The organism is Parasphingorhabdus sp., from assembly GCF_036963705.1.
In the GTDB taxonomy this organism is placed as follows: domain Bacteria; phylum Pseudomonadota; class Alphaproteobacteria; order Sphingomonadales; family Sphingomonadaceae; genus Parasphingorhabdus.
In genome coordinates this window covers 1-8,396 of record NZ_JBALUT010000088.1, presented here as the reverse complement: position 1 = coordinate 8,396, position 8,396 = coordinate 1, and the positions used below count along the sequence as shown (strand labels likewise).

The 8,396-nt window shown below is 53.6% G+C and carries 4 protein-coding genes; all 4 read right to left on the bottom strand.

What is annotated here, in order from left to right; all coding sequences use genetic code 11:
* Positions 1-348 precede the first annotated feature (348 nt).
* Positions 349-2,367: an ATP-binding protein gene (locus tag V7680_RS14030; RefSeq protein WP_335653890.1), complete on the bottom strand. Its 2,019-nt coding sequence runs from the start codon at positions 2,365-2,367 to the stop codon at positions 349-351.
* 27 nt (positions 2,368-2,394) lie between these two features.
* Complete coding sequence (locus V7680_RS14025; protein ID WP_335653889.1) at positions 2,395-5,898, bottom strand: class I SAM-dependent DNA methyltransferase; 3,504 nt, start codon at positions 5,896-5,898, stop codon at positions 2,395-2,397.
* Between the two features lie 57 nt (positions 5,899-5,955).
* The gene (locus V7680_RS14020) at positions 5,956-7,077 is read right to left on the bottom strand and encodes a Fic family protein (protein ID WP_335653888.1); all 1,122 of its coding nucleotides are present in this window, start codon (positions 7,075-7,077) and stop codon (positions 5,956-5,958) included.
* A 273-nt stretch (positions 7,078-7,350) separates the two neighbouring features.
* Positions 7,351-8,396, bottom strand: a 1,046-nt coding sequence (locus V7680_RS14015) for a site-specific integrase (RefSeq protein WP_335653887.1), incomplete at its 5' end; no start/stop codon positions are given.

Below are 8,396 nucleotides of genomic sequence, written 5' to 3'. Positions count from 1 at the left end.
ATCGCGATTATCCCATCCGCGAAGCGGCCCAACAAAGACGGCACCCTTGTATGGCGCGACGCAGCGCGGTGGTCTGCGCGCGCAAAGTGCGCCAGCGCCCACCGGGCAAGGAGAGAGGCAAGAGTGCCTGCGGATCAGAACAAAAAAGCCGCACCCTCAAGGAGCGCAGCGGGAAAGAGTGCGACCCTAAAAAATCCCGCTCATCACCAGCGGTCCGCCAGGACTGCCCTTCCTCTTGCGCCATGCGATCGTCACCGGCAGGCCGAGACGCCAAAGGCGGCTCGGTGGAGTGAGCCCGCGAAGGCGGGATCGTGGAATAGAGCGCGGTGCGGACTTGTCCGCAGGCGTTCAATCTAGGCTAAAATAACTCTTGCCTGAAATACCAGCGCGATCAAAAAACGCCTGATTGCGCGCTCGCGCGTCGCCCAAAAGTGCGTCCCATCCGATCAGCTCTATCGAACCCTGAAACCCGCTTTGCGGCTGATATAGACGCCCGCGCCCATCCGCTGTGCGTTGCCAAGTATATGTCCATTCATCAATTTTACCGACAATATCTGCAACGATGAAACAATGGAAAACGGTGCGATCATCAAGCTTGATCGGTCGCCCTTTCACATCACTTAATTTTCCCTCTTGCAACCGCCGCACATAACGCTCGACTTGCGACTGAGGATTTTCATTGTCACCGTAGCTTGACCGGCCCGGCCGTTTGAATTCGACCAAAAGAACTTTGGACGGTTCTTCGGTTTGTCGCAAACCGTGAACATAATCAAAGATTAGGACATCAGGGCGTTCGTCGCTTTCGATAGCCTGCGACAACGTTGAAAACTCGACGTCAGAGCTGAAATATTGCGCAAAGGTTAGCCGTTCATCGATGATCCAGAGATCGTGAGATGATGCAGATTCAACTTTTTTCGTGCCATCTTCAATTGTATTTATGCGTAGCGGGCAAATGAACGAGTGAAGGATGTCCTCGCGCTGATACGAACTGTCCCGTGTATCATCACGCACTTTTTCCAGAAGTATTTCGATAAAATCGAGAACGACCTTCCGGCGCACGATATACTCTGCAAGGCTGCGTTGCTCTGCATCCTCAATCGCTGAACCGGCTTCCGAAATGGCATCGGCAAAGGAAGCGGCGTCAGCTTCACCACCTCTCAATCGGCTGAGGACGGATTTAATTTTATCAGCCTGCCGCTGGTCTCTGCGAAAGCGCTCACGAGCCAAATGCCCGTAAATGGCATCCTCTTTCAGTTCACCCGAAGGGATTTTGGTCTGAAGTTCTTCGGTGTTACCGAAGGCAACAGATGGATAGCTTTCTGTTATCTGTTCAATCTTCTCGCGCTGCTCGCCACCAAGTTTCTCAAGGGGTTCCTTGAGAAACTCCTCAATATACGAACTGCAAACATCATTGATGATGCGGTCGAGAACAACATCTTCGAACATGAAAGCCGTCCGCTCCTGATTCACATTCGTGTCGAGATATTCGCCTGTTAAAATAGCGTGGAATACACGGTCATTGTCGCTGCCAAAATATTTCAGACCTAGCTTACCGTCGATGCTTTGAGACTGGACCGTCCGGTCGTGAGCAATAAAATGGACAAAATGGTGTCCTTTGAGGTCCGCGCTGGCAACTTTATCGCATTCCATAAGGGTTAACAGCAGTAGGCCATATTCTTCGGTCTCAAGCTGTATGTCAGCTTGCTTGCGGTGAACGATGTTGTCGATCTCGGCAGGATAATGACGGGTCTCATCGCCAACATAGACCGAAATTTGGGGGCATTTCTTGCCGATGAATGTCGGCAAGAAATGCGAAGTCAAATGTTGAAAAACAAAGCTGTCTCGGCCCGGAAAATTCGAAAGATACCCGTTATCACGCAATCCATCGAAACGAACGAAGAAAGACGGGCTCTGGGTCGATCCGACTGCCTCTATTTTCTCGTTCTGAATTTGGTCATTCCGCTTCAACATGAAGTCAAAGGATCGTGTTTCCATGCCGTCTTTGGATTTGAACGTGCTGACGACGCTAATCTTCTGGAAGCAATCCAGCCATAAGAGCCGCCCGACGCCTTTACCACCAATCGAAATTTTGTTGTCCGTGTCGGTTTCGGTAAAAGCGTCCCAATTCTTCTCGTCTAGTCCAAAGCCGTTATCTTCGACAGTCGCCCACACTTTATCCTTGTTACGATTGGTGTTCACGGTGACGTGAATCTGCCCTTGCTTGCTGACAGTCTCCCCAAACCGGTTTTGAACTGAATGAATGGCATTCGAAATGGCCTCAAAAAGTGGTTGCATCGCAGCAGTCACATTTTTGGGCTTTGGCAAACGCTCAATGCGTTTGACGATATTTGGCCTAAGTGAAGTCATAATCGGACTTTCTCTGATATTTTAATTTCACGCCGCATACCGTCCATCTGCAAGCCGCCGCGCCTGTCCGATCGCGGTTAGGGCGTCCAGCACGGGGGTTATGCCCTTGGCGTTTGTGCCTTTGATAGCGCGGGCGATGTCGCGGGGGTGTTGGGGTAATGGCGATGCGGCAAGAATATTGGCGACAGCGCTGACTTGTTCGGCAAGTGTTTTTGGCCACGGGATGATTGTTGCAACAACCGGCAAAGCGGGGGCATCGCCCAGATCGAGATCGCGGTTCACCGGCTTGGCGGTTTCGCCCGGCGATTGATATTCAGGGCGCAGCCAACGGACGACGCCCTTGGCTTCTTCAGCGGCCCGTTCCCTGTTGAGCGCCACCAAGCGGGTAAGGATTTCATCATCCGACAAACCAGCAGGCCAGCCGTAAGCTTCGGCAACGGCGGCATCGATTGCATCGTGATGCTGTTTGATGAGCGAGACTTGCCCGCGTGTTGCGATGTCTTTCAGCTTCGGTTCTATCGCGGTCTTTTCCTGTTCAGCGACGCGAATGGCTTCCAGCGCATTGTATAGCCCGGTCAGCGTTATATCCGAATGTTCAGCCAACACTTTCTTACGCAACGCATCCAGTTTTTCAGCTTCCTCACGGATACGGGCTTTTAGAGTATCAGCAACGTCCGCTGGGAATGGAAACGGATCAAAACAAGCTGATTTGGCATATACTGGATCGTCCCCCATTCCAAGGCGACCGCCCGCCGCTAGCGCCCATGCGCCATGTATTGCACTCGACAACACGCCAAGATGCCACGCATCATCTAGTGCAGAACAAATCAGCTTATTATCCGGGACAATGCCTATTGGCAGAAATTGGAACACCCGGTGCTTGGCGGTTTCAATGGTTGCGATATAGCGATCAATTCCGGCCATAGCCTTCCGCATCTCGCTGCGCGCTTCGCCATAAATCCACCAGTTTTCGCGGTAACTGGCGCGGTTGTTCTGGGCGCGGTGCGGTTTCACATTTGAAAGAACGTGCTGATATACCGCCGGATGCTGGTCCCGCGCTTCGGCCTCGGTCAGGCCATAAAGGTCGATGACTTTTACATCGCGCGAGCGTGATGCCAGGTCGCGGCCATTGCGATAATCAAATATCACATTGGCATCGCCGGGATTGCCTGAGCGAAAGCGCGGCTTATCGTTTGAGGTTGTAAATCCAAGTTTTTCGGCCTCTTCCGGCGAAAGAATAAAGCCGCTCCCCATCAGCTGAACTCCGCGCGAAGCGAGCTTGTCATTGGATTTGAGCGGGACTGCTGCTGTGACATCCGCACCGATACGGAGATCGCTGTTTATCATTCCCTGCTTGCTATCAAGGCTGATGCTATCAGGGGCGGCGCCTTCGTCCGTGACGGTTCGCAGCAAGCCTTCTGCTTTACCAGGTTGCGCCACGGTCATTGCAATACGCACCGCTGCGCCATCGCTGGAATCAACCCAAGGGTGATTGGGAATGGCGAAGGTCAAACTGATCCGGTCTTTGTTTTCCAGATATTTGGCGACGACACGGCGGCTGAATGTTTGTGGCAGCGAATTGGTCGTGATGAAACCAAAGCGTCGTACCGTTTTCTTTCTTGTTGCAAGCGCCGCCTTATCCCACCAGTGCATAACGAAATCAGCGGATTCGGGAACATCAGTGGTTTTGAACAGCGCATCAAAATAGCCGCCCCCCAATCGTTCCCGAACATCCTTGCCGCCGATAAACGGCGGATTACCGACAATGAAATCCGCTTTGGGCCATTTTGCTGACTTTGCACCGACATAGCGTTCAACCTCGACGCGCGCATCCTCATCGGGAACCTTCTTTCCGGTCACGGGATGCAGCTTCATCGTCTCGCCGTCCCAACGGGTGAGCGGCTTGCCATGTTCGTCGCGTTCAAGGATTTTCTTATCCCACGAGATAAGGGCATCACGATTTTCGATGGTCTTTACGTCGCGCAGCACGGGTTCGGGCGGCATTCGTCCTTCGCCAGAAACCCGGAAATGCCATTGCAGGTAGCCGATCCACAAAACCAATTGTGCAATCGCCGCCGCGCGCGGGTTTATCTCGATACCAAGGAAATTTTCGGGAGTAATCGTGTGGCCGCTCATTTCCGCCACATATTGCTTGTCGCCCAGTTCGATCAGCAGCGAGACGACTTCGCCTTCAAGCTCTTTCATCCGCGCCAGCGCAACATAGAGGAAATTGCCCGTGCCGCAGGCAGGGTCAAGAACTTTGGTTTGCGCTAGCGTTCCATGAAACTTTTCGACAACCGCGCGCGCCTCATTGGCCTTGTCGGCCTCAATCAGGCTTGTCGCCGCCGCCTGCACACCCGCCCAATCAGCACGCAGTGGTTCGATGACGGTGGGCAATACCAACCGTTCGACATAGGCACGCGGGGTATAATGCGCGCCCAGCTTGGCGCGTTCTTTGCCGTCGAGCGCGCGTTCGAGCAAGGTGCCGAAAATCGCTGGCTCAACATCGTTCCATTTCTTTTCCGACGACTGGATTAAAAGCCCGATCTCATCTGCATCGAGAGGAATGACAGTCTGATCTTTGAACAGATAGCCATTGAATTTTCGGACGGTCTCTCCGGCATCACCCAGCGCGCCGACAAAACCGCCAGCGTCCATCTTCGCCCATAGATCGGTCAGTGCGGGTGTGAGATTATCCGGTCGCATCTGCATCTTTTTAAGGAGTGCGGTAAAACTGCCGTCCGGAATAAGGCCGACATCTTCGGCAAACATCGTGAAAAGGCAGCGCATCAGGAAATCAGCAACGCGTGTCGGGTTTTGCTCACGCGCCTCTAGCCGTTTGGACAATGCGGCAAGCCGGTCGGCAATTTCCCGCGTGACCTTGGCCGCTTCCTTGGAGGGGTCAAGGCTGAGTGGGGCAGTCCAGATGGTTGCCAAGCGGGCGCGGACATCCTCATGCCGTAGATCATCCAGTTTGATGCGGAAACGAGCCGCGTCGGGAAACTGGGTATATTGCTTTCCGGTTCCGCTGAAATCGGCATAGACATCAATGCAATGGCCAACATCGGTAATTAGCAGAAATGGCGGCCAGCCATGTTCGAGCGGCAATGCCTTGGCATAGCGTTCGGCCTGTCCTTTGGCTTTCAGCATCGCCGCAGCCCAGCCTGGAGTGCCGCGCTTGGCGGTGCCTTGCTTCAGCTTTTCGGCTGCGGGTTTGCCGAAAAAGTCAGCTTCTCCGCGTTTCGCAGCTTCACGGTCCGCATCCGTGCCTTGCTTTGCCTCCAGCACGAAACAATTACGCTTATAGGCGTCCAAGCGACCAAAGCTGGTTGTGCCGTCACCATTGTCCTGAAACACGCGGCGTTCAAAGACATAATCATTGTGAGCGTCATCAGGCTGGCTGCCATTGGGAGAATCAACTCCAATGAGAGCGCAAAGTCCGTTCACGAAGCTCTGCGTATTGGCAAGCTCCGAACCGCCGGTAATAGCCCAGTCCGCAATGAATGAATTTATCTGATTATTATTCTGCACGGATTATCTTTAGACGCCGGGGCACATTACTCGCAATCAACAAACGAAGGGTCGCTGTCATTTGTTATCGCCCCCAATATCCACCGCCAGTCGGTAGCGCGCATAGCGACGCTCACCGGTGCGGATCAGCGCATTTTTTGCAATCAAGTCATTCAAATCGCGCGTCGAAGTCGCTGTGGTTGCACCGGTAATCGTCCGATAGTTTCCAGCGCTTAACCCGCCTTCAAATCCATCTGGCCCTTCGCGGAACATTCGGATCAAGGCCTTTTCCTGCCTCTCGTTGAGTTCGCCGCGAAGGCGATCAAACAGGCGCGTCTTTTCAATCAGGAACCGTATGCGGGTAATCGTGCGAGCCTGCGCCTTGATGACAATATCGGCAAACCATGTCAGCCACGCATCGATGTCGTTGCTCTGGCTTCCGAGATGAAGCGCGGCATAATAGGCTTTGCGGTGGCGATGAATCGTCTCTGCAAGCGCGGTCAGCGTCGGGGTTGCGAGACTTTGTGCTAAAGCTTTTTCAGCAATCGCGCGCCCAATCCGGCCATTGCCGTCTTCAAAGGGATGAATGCTTTCAAACCAAAGGTGAGCGATAGCCGCCCGCGTGATCGCAGGAACTTGATTTGGTGATGACGGGGCGCTTTCGTTGAACCATGCAATAAAGCGAGACATCTCCATCGGCACATCTGTTGACGGCGGCGCTTCAAAATGCACGCGCGGTGCCTGGAGTGCGCCCGACACAATCTGCATCGGATCTTCGTGTGTCCGGTAGCGCCCGACATCAGCAATGTCGCGGCGACCATTCATTAGCATCGCGTGCCACGCAAACAGCGTCTGATCGTCAAGCGGCGCGGCATGGCTGCGATAGACATCGGCCATAAGCTCGGCAGCACCGGCCTCAGCGGCGCTTGCCCGGCGCTGGTCGGCAGCAAAGCCCAGATGCCGTGCCAGTGATGATTGGACGCTATCGCGGTCAAGGATTTCGCCTTCTATGGCAGAGCTATCGACAATTTCTTGGGAGATAAGTTCGATGGTCAAGCCATTGCGTTCATCGTCGCCAAGATGATGCAACGCCCCGATTACAACACCGGAGCCTTTTAAGAATTGTGCTTCTGACATGCGGATAGATTCCGCGTCGAAGCGAAAGTCAGGCCAGTCAGGAAGTTGCCAGTTCCAGCGCATGATCGATAAGAACCCTTTCTATCAATCATGATATAACAGTATTGTGATTGATAAAGCGAGTGCCAATCAATCATCAAAGGCAAAAATGTCGCTTCGCGTCGTTAAGTTGTGGCGATGGCCGAATCCCGTTCAGGATTCTGGTGGCCAGCATGACAATATCCTTCGATTGTCATTTCGCGAAAAGTTGAGGCGCTTCCCCTTTGGTCAGCTCGCCTCATTGGACATGGGAACACTGCTGTTCAGCGGTCTGTTCCATCCATGCCCGTAACAAGCCTATTCATCGTCAAGATCAACCTCGGCGCGAGGTGACGATTTCGAGGCTCTAAGGGGTTTGGGCCTACGGACGTTGATGGAGGCCGCATCAAGAGTGCTCTTGATGTGCGCGGCATAGAATTTCTCAATCATCTCGACGCTGGTGCGGCAGTTTTTGGCGATCTGGTAGATGTCGGCCCCCTCCATCAACCGCATACAAATATAGGTGTGACGCAGACTATAGGCAGTGCGGGGCTTCTCATCCCGGTCGCGCTTGAGGTTGGCCCGCTCCAAAATACCGTTGAATAATCTCACATGATTACCGGGAAACACAGAGTCCCGTAGTTCTGGATATTCCGGTTCCGGCGGGTCTTCTGACAATGGCGGCAGGCCTTCTTTACGCCGTCGCTGCTTCTCACGGCGGCTTTCCGCCTGAACAGGTTTTGGCCGATTGAGTAATCGTTCATACGGTCTGACCGCGCTCGGCATCGACTTACAATAGCCAACGCCGCGTTTACCTCGCACCTCAATTTCGAGGAGCGTCTCACCAGTTGCCTCGTCTTCGACAATAGCAACATCGCGATGCTGGAGATTTTTTGCCTCATCGGGCCGCAGGCCAGTGTTGGCTAGAAATAGGACATAATCATGGACCTGTTCGGCATTCCACCTGTCACGCTCATGGAAGGGATCACGCGCATAGGCGCGCGTGGCTTCATAGAGCTGTTTGTATTCGGCTGGACTGAACCAAGGACGGTGGACGATCTTGCCCTGCGTTCTGTAAGGCGGTGATAGGTCAGGCAAATGCTCAAGCCACCCGTTGCGGATGGCTGTCTTCAGAACCATTCGTAAAGTGACGATTTCATTATGTAGAGTGCTGCGCGCTGGCGGTTTGTCCACCAACGGTCGATTGCTTCGCGATGCCGGATTAGGTTCAAGCCTCGATGTCATACGATGAACCCGGTAATCTTGCACTTTGGCTGGATTAACCTTCGAGACGCCTAGCTCACCGAAGAATGGCAAAAGATGTAATCGAAGACGGATTTCGTGGCCCTCGGTCCATTTTTGGC

Coding starts and splice junctions, on each gene's coding strand:
- V7680_RS14030 (WP_335653890.1), bottom strand. CDS start 2,367: ATGACTTCACTTAGGCCAAATATCGTCAAACGCATTGAGCGTTTGCCA.
- V7680_RS14020 (WP_335653888.1), bottom strand. CDS start 7,077: ATGCGCTGGAACTGGCAACTTCCTGACTGGCCTGACTTTCGCTTCGAC.